At 61.5% G+C, this 16,112-nt stretch carries 16 protein-coding genes and 1 tRNA gene; 8 read left to right on the forward strand and 9 right to left on the reverse strand.

Annotated features, from left to right (window positions below; genetic code table 11):
- On the forward strand, positions 1 to 206 hold a 206-nt coding region (locus KD146_RS17270; protein ID WP_212660098.1), incomplete at its 5' end, for a hypothetical protein.
- Between the two features lie 23 nt (positions 207 to 229).
- Entirely contained in the window at positions 230 to 502 is a 273-nt protein-coding gene (locus KD146_RS17275) for a hypothetical protein (RefSeq protein WP_212660099.1), read from the forward strand.
- Positions 503 to 550: 48 nt separating this feature from the next.
- Here KD146_RS17275 and KD146_RS17280 read toward each other — a convergent pair whose 3' ends face one another.
- The 5 genes from KD146_RS17280 to KD146_RS17300 form a co-directional block, all read right to left on the reverse strand.
- On the reverse strand, positions 551 to 934 hold the full coding sequence (locus KD146_RS17280) for a winged helix-turn-helix transcriptional regulator (RefSeq protein WP_212660100.1): 384 nt from the start codon (positions 932 to 934) through the stop codon (positions 551 to 553).
- A gap of 107 nt (positions 935 to 1,041) precedes the next feature.
- Positions 1,042 to 1,743, reverse strand: coding sequence for a tRNA (guanosine(46)-N7)-methyltransferase TrmB (gene trmB / locus KD146_RS17285; protein ID WP_212660101.1), 702 nt, complete (start codon positions 1,741 to 1,743; stop codon positions 1,042 to 1,044).
- A 7-nt stretch (positions 1,744 to 1,750) separates the two neighbouring features.
- On the reverse strand, positions 1,751 to 3,031 hold the full coding sequence (metK, locus tag KD146_RS17290; protein ID WP_249327981.1) for a methionine adenosyltransferase: 1,281 nt from the start codon (positions 3,029 to 3,031) through the stop codon (positions 1,751 to 1,753).
- 263 nt (positions 3,032 to 3,294) lie between these two features.
- Positions 3,295 to 3,379 (reverse strand) — tRNA-Leu (locus KD146_RS17295).
- 59 nt (positions 3,380 to 3,438) lie between these two features.
- Entirely contained in the window at positions 3,439 to 3,804 is a 366-nt protein-coding gene (locus KD146_RS17300) for a GFA family protein (protein ID WP_212660103.1), read from the reverse strand.
- A gap of 142 nt (positions 3,805 to 3,946) precedes the next feature.
- On the opposite strand from KD146_RS17300, the gene KD146_RS17305 reads away from it, so the two are divergent.
- The 5 genes from KD146_RS17305 (at position 3,947) to KD146_RS17325 (ending at position 10,566) form a co-directional block, all read left to right on the forward strand.
- Positions 3,947 to 4,942: a complex I NDUFA9 subunit family protein gene (locus KD146_RS17305; RefSeq protein ID WP_212660104.1), complete on the forward strand. Its 996-nt coding sequence runs from the start codon at positions 3,947 to 3,949 to the stop codon at positions 4,940 to 4,942.
- A 157-nt stretch (positions 4,943 to 5,099) separates the two neighbouring features.
- Positions 5,100 to 5,804 (forward strand): PadR family transcriptional regulator, encoded by a 705-nt coding sequence (locus KD146_RS17310; protein WP_249327982.1) that lies wholly within the window; start codon positions 5,100 to 5,102, stop codon positions 5,802 to 5,804.
- Between the two features lie 76 nt (positions 5,805 to 5,880).
- Positions 5,881 to 8,814: an FAD-binding and (Fe-S)-binding domain-containing protein gene (locus tag KD146_RS17315; protein ID WP_212660105.1), complete on the forward strand. Its 2,934-nt coding sequence runs from the start codon at positions 5,881 to 5,883 to the stop codon at positions 8,812 to 8,814.
- A gap of 52 nt (positions 8,815 to 8,866) precedes the next feature.
- Positions 8,867 to 10,063, forward strand: a complete 1,197-nt coding sequence (locus tag KD146_RS17320) for a class I SAM-dependent RNA methyltransferase (protein WP_212660106.1) — start codon at positions 8,867 to 8,869, stop codon at positions 10,061 to 10,063.
- Positions 10,064 to 10,173: 110 nt separating this feature from the next.
- A complete protein-coding gene (locus KD146_RS17325) occupies positions 10,174 to 10,566 on the forward strand; it encodes a hypothetical protein (RefSeq protein ID WP_212660107.1) in 393 nt (130 codons plus the stop codon).
- A gap of 49 nt (positions 10,567 to 10,615) precedes the next feature.
- Here KD146_RS17325 and KD146_RS17330 read toward each other — a convergent pair whose 3' ends face one another.
- The 4 genes from KD146_RS17330 to KD146_RS17345 form a co-directional block, all read right to left on the reverse strand.
- Positions 10,616 to 11,443, reverse strand: a complete 828-nt coding sequence (locus tag KD146_RS17330) for a sugar phosphate isomerase/epimerase family protein (RefSeq protein WP_212660108.1) — start codon at positions 11,441 to 11,443, stop codon at positions 10,616 to 10,618.
- Positions 11,440 to 12,609: a dihydrodipicolinate synthase family protein gene (locus tag KD146_RS17335; RefSeq protein ID WP_212660109.1), complete on the reverse strand. Its 1,170-nt coding sequence runs from the start codon at positions 12,607 to 12,609 to the stop codon at positions 11,440 to 11,442. The genes KD146_RS17330 and KD146_RS17335 overlap by 4 nt, the downstream gene beginning before the upstream one ends.
- A 171-nt stretch (positions 12,610 to 12,780) precedes the next feature.
- Positions 12,781 to 13,932: a Gfo/Idh/MocA family protein gene (locus tag KD146_RS17340; RefSeq protein ID WP_212660110.1), complete on the reverse strand. Its 1,152-nt coding sequence runs from the start codon at positions 13,930 to 13,932 to the stop codon at positions 12,781 to 12,783.
- 107 nt (positions 13,933 to 14,039) lie between these two features.
- Positions 14,040 to 14,780 carry a sulfite exporter TauE/SafE family protein gene (locus KD146_RS17345; protein WP_212660111.1) on the reverse strand — a complete coding sequence of 247 codons (741 nt, stop codon included), beginning with the start codon at positions 14,778 to 14,780 and terminating at the stop codon, positions 14,040 to 14,042.
- Between the two features lie 226 nt (positions 14,781 to 15,006).
- On the opposite strand from KD146_RS17345, the gene KD146_RS17350 reads away from it, so the two are divergent.
- Positions 15,007 to 16,047: a Bug family tripartite tricarboxylate transporter substrate binding protein gene (locus tag KD146_RS17350; RefSeq protein WP_249327983.1), complete on the forward strand. Its 1,041-nt coding sequence runs from the start codon at positions 15,007 to 15,009 to the stop codon at positions 16,045 to 16,047.
- Positions 16,048 to 16,112 lie beyond the last annotated feature (65 nt).

Below are 16,112 nucleotides of genomic sequence, written 5' to 3' on the forward strand. Positions count from 1 at the left end.
TGGCCGACACCGCCTTTGGTGATGGCACCCCCGAAATGCGCGAATTCATCGCCGACAGCATTCTCGTTCGCCTGCAGCAGCAGGGCGTCGCCGCCACCGATGTCGAAGAATGGGGCGATCTGGTCCGTGCCTTCGTGACCAACCCTGATGGCACGCAGTCCATGCAGTTGTTCACTCCCGGCTTGCTGCAGCCAGTAACGCTCTAACCCCACCAAGAAGGAATATTGAAATGATCAAGAACACACTCATCGCCCTTGTTGCTGCCGCCTCTATGGTTGGCGTCGCTGCGCCCGCCATGGCCGACACCGCCTTTGGTGATGGCACCCCCGAAATGCGCGAATTCATCGCCGACAGCATTCTCGTTCGCCTGCAGCAGCAGGGCGTCGCCGCCACCGATGTCGAAGAATGGGGCGATCTGGTCCGCGCCTTCGTGACCAACCCTGATGGCACGCAGTCCATGCAGTTGTTCACACCCGGCTTGCTGCAGCCAGTAACGTACTAAGGCCAGAAAACCACGGCGCCGGCGGTACTGGCCGACGGCGCCCGTAGCTCAGGCGGAATGGATGAGTCGGACAGCCGGCTCACCGCCCGAGGTGTCGAAGCGCTGCCGCGCCGCTTCGACTTGTGTTCGATTGCGCGCGGCAAACACTCGCCAGCTATCGGCCAGCTCAAGCAATTCGCGGCCGAGTTCGGTCAATTCATAATCAACACGGGGCGGGATCGTGGCGAACATGGTTCGTGTCACGAAACCATCGCGCTCCAGCTCCCGCAGCGTGGTGGTCAGCATTTTTTGAGAGATGCCGCCCGAAACGCGCTTGAGTTCATTGAACCGCAGTGTCTCGGCGCGCAGCAGGGTGACGATAACCAATGTCCATTTGCCGGGCCTGACCACCAGCATGTCTGAATCCGGTGGCAGGCTTCTCGACTGGGACATGACGCATCTCGGAACAGTGGACCAAGTCCCGCATATGGGGCGTGATGGTGCATGTTCCAGTGCTGACGGGCTGAAATCGTCGCCATGCTTACCAAATTGCTGGCCGCTCAGGCGCGCGTGAAGCTCAGGTAAAAACTGATCATGCGGCCTTCGCGGCGCGCTTTCTGCTCATACCGCGTCGCCTGCCAGCCCGGATAGGGTTGGTGCCAGTCGCCCGGTTTTTCCGGCGCAAACGCAAATTCTGGCGTGCGCACGATATGGGCCAGCGTCCAGTTGGCGTAGTCTTCGATATCGGTGGCGAAGTGAAAAACGCCACCTGGCCGGATCACCCGCGCCAGCTCGGCCAGCGTGGTGGGTGACACAAAGCGCCGCTTGTGATGCCGCGTCTTGGGCCAGGGGTCAGGATAGAGCAGATAAACCTCATCCAGGCTCGCATCGGGCAACTCGGTCAGCAGCTTGAAGGCATCGTCAGTGAACAGCCGAATATTTTCCAGACCCTCGGCAGCGATGGTCTGCACCATCTTGCCGATCCCGCCGGTAAAAACCTCGCAGCCAATATAGCCGGTCTCGGGATGGTTTGCCGCCTCAAGCGCCAGATGCTCGCCGCCGCCATAACCGATTTCAACAATCAGCCTGTCGGCATCGGGAAAAAGGCTGCGCGGATCAAGCGGACCCGCGAGCTTGATTTCCAGATTGGGCAGGGTGGCGTCGAACACCGCCTGCTGCCCGCCATGCAGTTTCTTGCCAGACCGACGGCCAAAAAACGCGCGGGGCGCGCCATCGCGCGTTTTTGGCAGTTCGTGCGACATGTCGAGCCTACTTTACGGCGGCCTTGAGGGCGCTGACCAGATCGGTCTTTTCCCACGAGAAGCTGCCATCGCGACCCGCCTTGCGACCGAAATGGCCATAGGCTGCAGTCTTGGCATAGATGGGCTTGTTGAGATCGAGATGGGTGCGGATGCCGCGCGGCGACAAATCCATTACCTTGGCCAGAGCCGCTTCGACCACTTCCTCGTCCACCGTGCCGGTGTCATGCAGATTGACATTGATCGAGAGTGGGTGCGCCACGCCGATGGCATAGCTGAGCTGGATCGTGGCGCGCTCGGCCATGCCGGCTGCCACCACATTCTTGGCGAGATAACGCGCGGCATAGGCAGCCGAGCGGTCAACCTTGGTGGGATCCTTGCCCGAGAACGCGCCGCCGCCATGCGGGGCTGCGCCACCATAGGTGTCCACAATGATCTTGCGACCGGTCAGACCGGCATCGCCATCGGGGCCGCCAACCACGAACTTGCCGGTCGGGTTGATGTGCCAGACCGTTTCATCGGAAATCCAGCCATCGGGCAGGGCTTCGCGGATGTAGGGCTCGACAATCTTGCGGACATCGGCAGACGTCAGCGTCTCGTCCAGATGCTGGGTCGACAGCACGATCTGGGTCACCGCGACGGGCTTGCCGTCCTGATAGCGCATCGTCACCTGGCTCTTGGCGTCGGGGCCCAGCACCTTGGCGGGGCCGGTGCCTTCCTTGCGCGCCAATGTCAGTGATTCGAGGATCTTGTGGGCGTAATAGACCGGCGCCGGCATCAATTCCGGCGTCTCGCGCGATGCATAGCCAAACATGATGCCCTGATCGCCAGCGCCAACATCCTTGTTGCCCGACTCATCGACGCCCTGGGCGATATCGGCGGACTGGCCGTGCAGCAGCACGTCAATGCGGCAGGTCTTCCAGTGGAAACCAGGCTGCTCATAACCAATGGCGCGAATGGCCTTGCGCGCTGCCGACTTGAATTTGGATGGATTGACCACTGGATTGCCGGCGGCATCGAGCATGATGTTGCCCGCCTTGTCCTTTTTCAGCAGCGATTCGGGGACGCGTACTTCGCCCGCGATGATGACGCGATTGGTCGTGGCCAGGGTTTCGCAGGCCGTGCGGACCTGGGCTGGGCTCATGCCGGCCTTCTTGGCCTCGCGGAATACCATATCAACAATTTCGTCGCTGATCCGGTCGCAGACCTTGTCCGGATGACCTTCGGAAACCGATTCCGAGGTGAAGAGAAAAGATGATCGGACCACGCAACATCCCCTGATTTTGCTCAAAAGCGCTCAAAACGAGCATTTCTATGGGGTTTGTGACACCCATGAGCCAACCGGTCAAGGAGGATATAAAGAAAGCTTGATATGATGAGGCGCGCTAACGGAGCAAGATTTGGCGTGCGCTGCACAACAATCGCTCACCTGTGACGAAGCGGCTGTGATCGATGCGCTGGCAATGCGCACCCTGCATTTCACCTGGGCTCGCGCCAGGGGTCCCGAAAACCAAAAACCCCGGCCACGACTTTCGTCGGACCGGGGTCTAAACTTGGTGCCCAGAAGAAGACTCGAACTTCCACACCTTGCGGTACACGGACCTGAACCGTGCGCGTCTACCAATTCCGCCATCTGGGCAAGCAGGGCGGTAACTAGGGGCAGCGGTGAGCGTTGTCAATCACCTATTCGCGCAGCGCTCACCAATTCGCACCATCCCAGTGCTTGATGGCGCTGCGATCGATGGGCGGCACATCCTCCAGACAGTTGATATTGACCATCACCAACTCCTGCCCCTTGCCGTCGCTGCCGCGTGCAAACGCTTCAATTCCGCAGGTCTTGCAGAATAGATGCGCGATGGTCTGGGTGCTGAACTGGTAGAGCGTCAGATTGTCCGCACCCGAAATAAGCGCAAAGTCGCTGGCAGGCACCGATTGCATCACCCAGCCCAGACGCCGGCAGCGTGAACAGTTGCAGTCACCCATGCCGGCAAGATCGGTCCGCGCCGTAAACCGGACGGCACCGCAATGGCAGTGCCCGTGATATTCTCGTTCTAGAGTTGCCATGGTGTTTCCTCGTCTTGATAGTGAACAAAAGAAGAACATCGGTGGAGCGGAGTCAAGCCGAAACAGGGTTTCTGCCCTCGACAGTAGGCGCAGCCTTGCGCTAGAAGCGGGAACGTATTGCCCCTTATACCGGAGCCCATCCATGCAAAGTCTTGATCCAAAACTCGTTACCGTGTTTGGCGGCTCGGGCTTTGTGGGAACACAGATCGTGCAATTGCTGGCTGCCAAGGGCCATCGTGTCCGGGTCGCCGTCCGGCGTCCCGACCTGGCTGGCCATGTCCGTCCGCTTGGTACAGTGGGGCAGGTTGTTCCGGTTCAGGCCAATATCCGCAACATGGCCTCGATTGAACGTGCCGTGGCCGGGGCTGATATCGTCATCAATCTGGTGGGTATCGGCGCCAACAAGGGTGCTCAGACATTTCAGGCGGTCCATGTGGATGGCGCGCGCACCATCGCCCAGGCTGCCAAGGCTGCTGGTGCCGGTGCGCTGGTGCATATGTCAGCGCTTGGCGTCGACAAGGCCGCCGAGATCAGCGCCTATGCAGCTTCCAAACTGGCTGGCGAACAGGCCGTGTTCGACGCCTTTCCCGGCGCCATTGTGATGCGTCCCTCGCTGCTGTTTGGTCAGGGCGACGGTTTCTTCAATCTTATGGCAGGTCTGGCGCGCCTGTTCCCCGTGCTGCCGCTGATTGGTGGCGACACCAAATTCCAGCCCGCCTATGTCGCGGACGTGGCCGAAGCATTCGTGCTGGCGGGTGAAGGCCAGCTCAAGCCCGGCAAAATCTATGAACTTGGTGGCCCGCAGGTCGAAACCCATCGCGAGCTGCTCGAGCGCATTCAGCGCGAAGCGCTGCGTAGCCGGCCATTGCTGCCGCTATCGTTCGGCATGGGAAAGATGCTGGCCGGCATCATGTCCATCCTGCCTTTCCCGCCGCTGCTGACCGCCGATCAGGTCGAATTGCTCAGCGTCGACAACGTGGTGTCCGACGCGGCCATCAAGGAAAAACGTACCTTTGCCGGCATGGGCATCGTGCCCACCGCAATGGACACCATCCTGCCAACCTATCTCTGGCGCTTCCGCAAGCATGGCCAGTTCGACAAGGCGTCCAATCTGGCAGACGAAGCCGGCACCGCCTGATCGTCAGCGCGATCCGACTTCAATCAGCCCGCAGTTTCGCTGCGGGCTTTTTGCTGCGCACTCCCTTCGATAACACTTCTGCGATATATCTTGAAACTGCGTGATTTTGCCATGATGTGCTGTCTCAATCGAACTTAAGATATATCGGAGAACATATATGAGTACATACTGGAAAGATGGCGAGCCCAATTGGCGCCGCATGGAGGCCATGGCCCGTCGCGGCTGGGGCCGTGTTGCCGCTGGCATCGATAGCGCCGAAAACTGGGGCAATATGGGCGGTAATTTCCGCATCGGCCGCATGCTGGCTTCAGGTGATCTGCGGCTGGTGGCGTTGTTCCTGATCGAAGAGCAGCCGCGTCATGGCTATGACCTGATCAAGGCAATCGAAGAAAAATCTGGCGGCTTCTATTCGCCCAGTCCCGGCGTGGTCTATCCGGCATTGACCTTCCTCGAGGAAGCCGGCTTTGCCAGCTCCCATGCGGATGGCAACAAGAAGCTCTATACCATCACCGATGAAGGCCGGGCGCATCTGAGCGACAATCGCGAGGCCATTGAATCAACCTTGAGCTTCCTGGCCAAGGCCGGCGAGCAGATGCAACGCTTCCGCGAATTCGCCAAAGCCGACTGGTCGGCGCAGCAGGAAGCGCAGGGCGAGGACGCCGAGCGGCCCCGGGGCACGCCAAAGCCCGATCAGGACCTCAAGAACGTGGTCCCCGAACTCAACCGAGCCCGTCGTGAACTCAAGGCGGCGATCAAGGCGGTACGGCACGGCTCCGAGGATCAGCAGCGCAAGGCAGCCGAAGTCCTGCAGCGCGCGGCGCGACGCCTTCATGCCCTCAGCGAGGACGACGTCGATATCTGACATTTTGGGGCGCGACATTGCGCGCGCCCCAAACAAGCCCCTTCGCATCCAAATGCTAACATGTTAGTTAGGGGGCATGCAGCAAGCCGATCTCAGACCCGCCCCCAAATCTCCAGTACATCAGGTCACGCCCGACCGTCAGGCCGCCGGCGAACGCCTCGTCGCCCGCCTCAAGGGGCAGGTGGCCGGCCGCATGTATACCGATCCCTTGATGACCTATGCCTGGAGCGGCGATGCCAGCTCCTATCGGCTCATTCCGGCCGCGGTGGTCTTCATCAATTCAGAAGATGAGGTGCGGGCCGTCATGGCCGCCGCCCGCGCCGAAAACCTGCCCATCACCTTCCGCGCTGCCGGTACATCACTATCGGGGCAGGCCGTCACCGATGGCGTTCTGGCCGTACTCGGCGATGGCTGGCGCAAGCTCGACATCCATCCAGGAGCCGAGCAGATCACGCTGGGTCCCGCCATTATCGTGGCCAATGCAAACAAGGCCCTCAAGCCATTTGACAAAAAGATCGGGCCCGATCCGGCCAGCCAGGCCACCTGCAAGATCGGCGGCGTGGTCAATAACAATTCCTCGGGCATGTGCTGTGGGGTGGCCCAGAACACCTACCATACCATGGCGCGCCTGCGCATCGTGCTGACCGATGGCACCATGCTTGATTCGGGCGATCAGGCCAGTTGCGACGCCTTCCGGGCAAGTCACGCCAGCATGCTTGAGGGGCTGCACCAACTCCATCACGAGGTTGCCGGCGACGCCGAACTGGTCGCCCTGATCCGCAAGAAATACGCCATCAAGAACACGGTGGGCTATTCGCTCAATGCGTTGATCGATTTTCACGACCCGCTCGACATCCTGATCCATCTGATGGTCGGCTCTGAGGGCACGCTCGGCTTCGTTTCCGAGGTGACCTACAATACGGTCCCCGAGCACCCTTTCAAATCCACCGCACTAGTCCCGTTTCCTGATCCGCAATCGGCTGGACGGGCCATCATTGAAATGGCCAATGGCGGCGTGCAGGTGACCACGGGCGTCACCGCCGCCGAATATATTGAGCGCCGTGCCCTGGCGACGGTGGAACACCTTGCCCCCATGGCGCCCTTGTTGCCCTGGCTGACGGACAACTCCCCCGCCGTACTGATCGACGTAACCGCGCCAGACTCCGACACGCTTGAAGCCGAAGTCGCCAAGGCGGTTGAACTGCTGTCTCGCCATGGCGCCACCCATGTTGATTTTTCGACCGACGAAGCGCGCAGCCATGCGCTGTGGGACATCCGCAAGGGCTTTTTTGCCTCGGGCGGCGCCGCCCGCCCCAAGGGCACGGCCATGTTGACCGAAGACGTTGCTGCGCCGATTGAACGGCTGGCCGAGTTCGTTATCGACATGCGTCAATTGCTCGATGATCACGGCTATGACGATGCCATAATTTTTGGCCATGCTCTGGCCGGCAATTTGCACTTCCAGATGAGCGACGACTTCTCCCAGCCTGATGCTGCCGCGCGTTTCGATGCTTTTTCCAAGGCACTGAGCGATCTCGTATCGGTGGCATATGGCGGCTCGCTCAAGGCCGAGCACGGGACGGGCCGTGCCATCGCCGCCTTCGTTGAAGCCGAATGGGGCAGCACAGCCTATGCGCTGATGCACCGCATTAAGGCGCTTTTCGACCCCGAAGGACTGCTCAATCCGGGGGTCTTGCTCAATCCCGACGACAAGATCCACATCAAGAACCTCAAAGTCATGCCGCTGGCCGATGAACTGGTCGATATGTGCATCGAATGCGGCTTTTGCGAACCGGCTTGCCCGAGCCACCAGATGACCCTGTCGCCACGTCAGCGAATCGCCGTCACCCGTGAGCGCGCCCGGTTGCGCGCCACCGGCGAGGACCCAGAACGTCTCAGGAAGCTGGATGAGGATTTCCAGTATCCAGGTCTTGATACCTGCGCCGCGTGCAATCTGTGCTCTGTGCGGTGCCCCGTGGGCATTGAAACCGGCACCATGATCATGGACCAGCGCGCCCAGCGTCGCGGCGACACAGCACGATCCATCGCGGGCTTTGTCGCTGATCATCGTGGCGGTGTCGAAACCTTGATGCGCGCCGGCGTCGGCCTGGCCGATGCGGCCCGCGTCGTCATTCCCGCCGCGGCGGTGGAGACGATGACCGAGGGTGCCCGTCGGTTGACTGGAAAACGAATACCACGCGTTTCCCACGCTCTGCATGCCGGGCCGGGTGCCCCCCAGCCACGTCAGAGCAGGCAGGACCCGCGCCAGGCCGGGTTTCCGGTGCCCATCGCCCAGAGCGGTCGACAGTCGATCGTCTATTTCCCCAGCTGCGCCACCCGCATGTTTGGCGCCCCCAAAACCGACCATGGCCTGCTATCGGTGCCCGATGCGATGCTGGCCCTGCTCGAACGCGCCGGGTTCGATGTGATCATGCCTGAACATCTCAACGGTCAGTGCTGTGGCCAACCTTTCCGGTCCAAGGGTTTTCCCGAGCAGGCTGCCAGTGTTGGCAGCGAGCTCAAGCGCGAACTATCGTCCCTTTCCGATGCGGGCCGCTTGAGCGTGGTCACCGATGCTTCAACCTGCGCCAAGCATTTGCGGGAGTTCCCCGGCGATGCGCCTGTGCTCGATTCGAGCCAGTTCCTGCTCAGCCATATCCTGCCCGGCCTGACCATTACGCAAAAGCTGCCAACCGTCGCGGTGCATCACAATTGCTCGGCCCAGCGTCTGGCTGAGCAGCCCATGACCGAAGCCATCGCGCGGGCCTGTGCCGACAATATTGCCGTGCTCAGCTCGGTCACCTGCTGTGGCTATGCCGGCGACAAAGGCCTGTTCGTGCCCGAATTGAACGCGCATGCCACCCGCTTTGCCAAGCAGGATATCCCCTCCGCGTGCACCCTGGGGGTATCAACGGTGAGCACCTGTGCCTCGGGTTTGAGCGAACACACCCAAGTGCCTTTTGTGGGATTGGCCAGCCTGCTCGAATGGGCCAGCCGACCGCTGCACTAGACCTGACCGGGGCTTGCCGCTACTGAACGGGTTCAGCAAGCCCCGGATAATCATGACCAGCACCGCCACCATTCTCAATCTCGGCCACAAGGGCGAGGGCGTCGTCGAGCTCGATGGCCACAAGGTCTTCGTGCCGCTTACCCTGCCCGGAGAGACGGTCGAGATCGCTGTCGATGGTGATCGCGGGACATTGATGGGGGTTATCAAACCGGCCGAAAGCCGCATTGAGCCTTTTTGCCCGCACTTTGGTGCCTGCGGTGGATGTCAGCTCCAGCATATGGACCGCCCCAGCTATGAGGCGTTCAAGATCGGCCTGGTTGAAACGCCGCTGCGGTTCGCCGGAATTGGGGCCAGCGTCACCCGCTTTATCGATGCTGCAGGCGATGGCCGCCGCCGCGCCAGCCTGCATGCCCGTCGCGAAGGCGCCGGCTATATGCGGTTGCGCAGCCATGAAGTACATGACCTTGATGCCTGCCCCATTCTGGTGCCCGGTCTGGCCCGGGCGCCCGATATCACCCGCGCCGTGTTTCAGGCCGTGGGTGAGGCTGATGTGAGCTTCGTCGCCAGCCTTTCCGGGCTCGATGTCGCCATCCGCACCGAAAAAAAGCAGGCCCGTGTCGAGCGTGTCGCGCCGCTGGTTGCCCGCTTCAAGCTGGCGCGACTGGCCCTGAATGGCGAAATGGTGCTGCAGGCCCAGCCCCCCATCATAGAAATGGGCCGTGCCCGCGTCGAACTGCCGATTGGCGGCTTTCTGCAGGCCACAGCTGCTGCTGAAAACGCCCTGGCCGAGTACGTGCTGGGGGCGCTCGATCGCAAGACCAAGACCGTGGCTGATCTGTTCTGCGGGTTGGGGCCCTTCGCATTGCGACTGGCCGAGCAGCGCCCTGTGGCTGCGTTCGATGCCGACAAGCCCGGCATTGCAGCGCTTGACCATGCTCGACGCTTTACCAAGGGGCTGCGCGAAATCACCGCCAAGGCGCGCGATTTGTTCCGGGATCCGCTGACCCAGTTCGAGTTGAACTACGATTTCGTCGTACTCGACCCGCCACGGGCCGGCGCCGAGGCGCAGGTCAGGGAACTGGCCAAGTCCAAGGTCAGGACCGTCGTCATGATTGCCTGTGATCCGCGCACCTTTGCCCGCGATGCGGCCATTCTGATCGGCGGTGGCTACACCATGAGCGATCTGGTGGCGGTGGACCAGTTTACCCAATCCACCCATATCGAGATCGCTGCCACATTCCGGCGATGATTGTCCGCTAGGCAGTCTCACGCAACTGATCCGCATCTCGGGACGTTGCGTAACCAATCGTAATTTTAAGCGACTGCTTGGGGCGGGCGCTGTCGCGTTTGGAGAGACTCATGCGTATTCTGAAAACCAGTCTTGTCGCTGCCGCACTGTGCGCCAGCATCGCCATGCCGACCTTTGCGGGTGACGAAACCGTGCCCAGCGGCACCTTCGTCGACGAATATGGGACGTCGTTTGAATTTCAGCCTTGTGGCGCCGGTACCGCCCTGTGCGCGGTGCTGACCAATCTCGAAGGCGCTTCAGCTACTGAAGACAATCTCGCTTTTGTCGGCAAGCAGGTCATCGAAGCCGAGCAGATTGCCCCCAATGCCTGGAAGGGCTCTCTGGCTGCCGGCGGGATGAGCGCGGATGCCACGATCACGCAGATCGACCCCAATACGGTGACAATCCAGGGGTGCCGCGCGGCCATTCTTTGCAAGACGCTGTCGTACAACAAAGCGTCCTGACACCGAATTTGAAAAGACCCCCGGGGATTGCTCTCCGGGGGTCCTTTTCTTAGCAGACGCTGGCGACGCGTTCCTTGATCACGCCGAGCACTTCGTCGCCGGGCCGCTTCCACCAATTGTCCTGGCTGAAGATTTCCACTTCCTGCGGGCCAAAAAAGCCAGCATCCTCAACCATCTTGCGGATACCGGGGAGGTCGATCACGCCATCGCCCATCATGCCGCGATCAAGCAGCATATCCTTGGTCGGCACCAGCCAGTCGCAGATGTGATGGGCGAAAATCCGGTTCATCCGGCCGGCGCGCGCAATGGCATTGGCCAGCTGCGGGTCCCACCAGACATGGTAGACGTCGATCGCGACGCCGACCGTCTCGCCCAGAACCTCGCAGACATCCAGCGCCTGATCGATGGTGTTGATGCAGGCGCGGTCGGCGGCATACATGGGGTGCAGCGGCTCGATGGCCAGCTTGACGCCCGAGGCCTTGGCATGGGGCAGCATGGCCGCAATACCATCGGTCACCATCTGCCGGGCACCCACCAAGTCCTTGGAAGAACCGGGTAATCCGCCCACCACCAGCACCAGACAATCGGCATTGAGTGCCGCCGCCTCGTCAATGGCGTGCAGGTTATCGTCGATCTGGGCCTGGCGTCCGGCCGCGGTTTCGGCGGGGAACATGCCGCCACGGCACACGCCGGTGACCTGAATCTTGTTGTCGCGCACAATGCGCGCCGCTTCATCCAGTCCAATGGCTGCGATCTGGTCGCGCCACGGTGAAATCGCCGTAATGCCGGCCTTCAGGCAGCCATCGACGGCTTCGGCAAAGCCCCAGACCTGACGGGTGGTGGCAAGGTTTATCGAGATAGCGCGATCGGTCTTCATGCTGACACACTGTTCACGTTGAGCACGGCATTCATGCGTTTTACGGCCAGTTCGGGGTCACTCAGCACACGCGCCTTGTCGGCCAGCCGGAACAGCTCGCTCAGATGCTGCACCGAACGGGTCGATTGCTGACCGCCGATCATCTGGAAATGGTCCTGCAGCCCGTTGAGATAGGCCAGGAACACCACGCCGGTCTTGTAGAACCGCGTCGGCGCGGCAAAGATATGCCGGCTCAGCGGCACGGTCGGTGCAAGCAGGTCATGGAAGGCCGTTTCATCACCCTTGCCCAAAGCGGCAAGGCCCGCCGAGGCGGCCGGGGCGATGGCGTCGAAAATGCCCAGCAGGGCATGTGAGTAGCCCTGATTGTCGCCAGCGATCAGCTCGGCATAGTTGAAGTCGTCGCCGGTATACATTTTGACCGATGCAGGCAGGCGGCGGCGCATGGCGATCTCTTTTTCTGCCGAGAGCAGCGAGATCTTGATGCCATCGACCTTGTCGGCATTGGCGGCGATGACGTCCAGGCACACATCCATGGCCGCGTCGTGGTCGACATGACCCCAATAGCCGGCCAGGGCCGGATCAAACATCTCGCCCAGCCAGTGCATCACCACCGGCTGCTTCACCTGGCTCAGAATGCGCGAATAGACCTTGGCGTAATCATCGGGGGTCTTGGCTGCAGCGGCAAGCGCGCGGCTGGCCATCAGGATAACCCGACCGCCTTCGCCCTCGACAAAGCCGACCTGCTCTTCATAGGTGGCAATGATCGCATCAATGGTGACATCGGGCCCCGGCTGCAGGTGATCGGTACCGGCGCCATAGGCAATCAGGCTGTCATCACGGGTGCGCGCTTCGGCCTGGGCGCGGCGGATCAACTCCTGCGCCTCGGCCCAGCCCAGACCCATGCCGCGCTGGGCGGTATCCATGGCCTCGGCAACACCCAGACCCAGATCCCACAGGCGGTGACGGAATTTCAGCGTCGTGTCCCAGTCGATCGCCGGGGTCAGCCATGGATCATTGCTGGCCAGCGGGTCCGCCACGACATGGGCGGCGGCATAGGCGATGCGATTGAAATCGCTGGCCTTGTGCTGAACGAAGGGGATCGGGGTGCCACTCAGCGTATAGGCGCTGATGGACCGGTCGGCATTGGGCAGGTTGATGGTGGGCATCTCGGCTTCCTCGAAAGCGTCAAAGAACGCGATGTCATCCCGGCCTTGAGCCGGGATCCATCCTGAGGTCCTTCAACGTTCACCGAGCGCCGTAACATCTCAGGGTGGGCCCCGGCTCAAGGCCGGGGTGACACCGTGGGTGGGGTGAGGCCGTGCCTCACGCGAAATGGATCAGAAATCCAGCTTGGGCACATCGAGCCAGCGGCGTTCATCCCAGCTCTTGAGGCCCAGTTCGGCCAGCTGCACGCCCTTGGCGCCCGCTTCCAGGCCATATTCCCATGGCGCGTCTTCGGCGACGTGGCGGAGGAACATTTCCCACTGCGCCTTGAAGCCGTTCTCGGCTGGCCAGTTGTCCGGCACTTCTTCCCAGTCTTCAAAGAAGTTCATGGTCTGGGGCTGGTCGGGGTTCCACACCGGCTTGGGCGTGTTGACGCGATGCTGGCTCCAGCACTTGTGCAGGCCCGCAACGGCCGAACCATGGGTGCCATCGACATGGAAGGTCACCAGATCGTCGCGACGCACGCGGGTGGTCCAGCTCGAATTGATCTGGGCGATCACGCCGCCTTCCAGTTCAAAGGTTGCATAGGCCGCATCATCGGTATCGGCCTTATAGCGATTGCCCTTCTCATCGACGCGCTCTGGAATATGGGTCGCGCCCAGGCAGGACACGGCTTTGACTTCGCCGAACAGATTGTCGAGCACATAGCGCCAGTGGCACAGCATATCGAGAATGATGCCGCCGCCATCCTTCTTGCGGTAGTTCCAGCTGGGACGCTGGCTTGGCTGCCAGTCGCCCTCAAACACCCAGTAGCCGAACTCGCCGCGCACCGACAGAATGTCGCCGAAAAAGCCGCTATCGCGCAGCATTTTGAGCTTCATCAGGCCGGGCAGGAACAGCTTGTCCTGCACCACACCATGCTTGAGACCCGAGGCGCGAGCGGTCTTGGCCAGATTGACGGCGATCTCAAGGCTGTCCGAGGTCGGCTTCTCGCAATAGACATGCTTGCCCGCGGCCAGCGCCTTTTCGATCAGCCCGGCGCGCATCAGCGTCGTGCCAGCGTCAAAAAACACCGTGTCATCAGGATTGGCGAGCGCGGCATCGAGATCGCTGCTCCAGCGCTTGATGCCATGCTTTTTGGCCAGACGCTCGATCTTGTCAGCATCGCGGCCGACAATGATCGGGTCGACCACCAGCCGGTCACCATTGGACAGCATCACGCCGCCCTGGTCCCGGATCGCCAGGATCGAGCGCACCAAATGCTGGTTGTATCCCATGCGCCCGGTCACGCCATGCATGATCAGGCCAAGCCGCTTATCCGCCATTCCAATTCCTCCCATACGCCAATTGCGTGTAACTGATTAGTTACTTCGGTATAACGAGCCTGTCCGTTCGTCAAGCCGCTATCGCGCAAAAGCACAGGGGCGGGGCCTCATAGCCCCAGCACCATTTTCAGCCCGATTACACCAAGGAAGATCAGGATCATGCGGTCAAACGCCTGCCGGCTGAGCTTGCCGCTGGCCCATTGTCCCACCGGCATGAAGATCAGGATCGGAATCAGCGCCAGCAGGCCCTGCAGCATCCAGAGCGGCTGCATGACGCCGGCAGCCCACAGCGCGGGCAATTGCACCACCGCGAACAGCAGGAACATGGCCGAGACCGCAAACACATGGGCGGCGCGATCCATTCCCATGGCGTGAATGAAGGTGACCCCGATCGGCGCCGAAATGCCCGTGGCGCCTTGCAGCGTACCGCCGCCCAGCCCCGCCAGCGGCCCCCAGCGCCTGGCCATTGCGGTGCTCAGAACCCAATGTGGGGTCATCAGGCGCAACACGACATAGGCGAGCAGGATAATCCCCAGCGCCAGTATCAGCAGACGTTCGGGCAAATTGGTCAGCGCCCATGTGCCCACGCCGATGCCAACGGCACCCCCCACCAGAAACAGCGGCATGAAGGCCATGCGCGGCGAGCCCGATTCGCCCCTGAACCGCCAGAGTTGCCAGGCATTGGTCACGATCAGCGGAATGGTCAGCAAGCCCACCGCATGCTGCAGGCCAAAAGCTGCGGTCAGCACCGGCAGGGCCACCAGGGGCAGCCCCATGCCGGTGGCGCCCTTGACGATCGCGCCGGCAGCCAGCGCCAGGGCCATGATCACGGCTGAACTCAAATCCATTGCGTAAACTTTCTATCGTGTGCTCAGGCCGAGCCGGGGGCAGGGCGTGCTTTGGCGCCGTGCCTTGGCGGGCCGTGAAACGGGGGATAGCGAGGCTCTCATCGCCAGAAATCAAAAATCACCGTCTGGTTACTTGATGGTTGACAGCGCTGACATGTTAGGACCAGTCTAGCGCAGGGCCAACAGGTAATAGCCGGCCCAAAACACATTTTGAGGGAGGATCACCATGAATCGCACCATGCGACTTCTGCTGACCTGCAGTGCCGCTACGGTACTTGTTGGTACCACGATGACTTTTGCGCAGGAATGGAAGCCCGACCGGCCGATCAATCTGATCGTGCCATGGGGTGCTGGCGGATCGACCGACCAGGTGACCCGCGTCACCGCGCCAATTCTGGCCGAAGCGCTGGGCGTCGACGTCGTCGTCGTCAACCAACCGGGCGCCTCGGGCGCCATTGGCACCCAGGAAGTGCTCAATGCACCCCATGACGGCTACACCTGGACCGCCAACGCCATCGCCAACAACGCCACCTATTCGGTGTCGGGTCTGCTTGAAAACACCAATATCGACGCCTGGCACGTCTATCTCTCGGTCGCCAACGTGCCCGTGGTTGCCGTTCCCGCCGATAGCCAGTTCGCTGATTTCGGTCAGCTGCTCGAAGCCCTTCAGTCCGATGGCGGCCGCGGCATTACCGTGGCAACAGCGGGCGTGACCTCCTCTGGCGGCACCGCTATCGCGGCGCTGTCCGACGCGGCAGGTGGCTTTGAATACAACATGGTCACCTATGATGGCGGCGGCCCTGCAGCCATCGCCACCGCATCGGGCGAAGCCATGGTCACCACCCAGCTTGCTGTGGAACAGACCGAACTGATCCGTGGCGGCCGTCTGCGTGCGCTCGCCGTGCTGTCCAACCAGCCCCTCAAGCTTGATGGCGTCGATCCCATTCCACCCATCACCGACTGGCTGCCCGACATGCCATTGGCCCCGGACTATTTCGGCATTTTCATCCCATCGGATGTGCCTGCCGAAGTGCTCGCCACCGTCGACAAGATCTGGGAAGAAAAGGTGATGACCTCGCCTGAGATCCAGGCCTATGCCGAAAACTTCGGTGCCGTGTTCGCCCCCTCCTATGGTGCAGAGGCGCGTGCCCTGGCCATGCCGGTGGTGATCCTGGAAGCCTGCTCGGCCATGGAGCGCGGTGAAGCGGTCAACGACCCCTCCACCATCGGTATCGATTGCGAAACCCGCACCGAAACCGGCATGTAAAAAGCGCCTGACAGACCCTGTGTCTGCGGTCCGGCGGGTGTTCCCGTCGGGCCGGACTTCTTTAA

The organism is Devosia litorisediminis (genome assembly GCF_018334155.1).
GTDB classification, from domain to species: domain Bacteria; phylum Pseudomonadota; class Alphaproteobacteria; order Rhizobiales; family Devosiaceae; genus Devosia; species Devosia litorisediminis.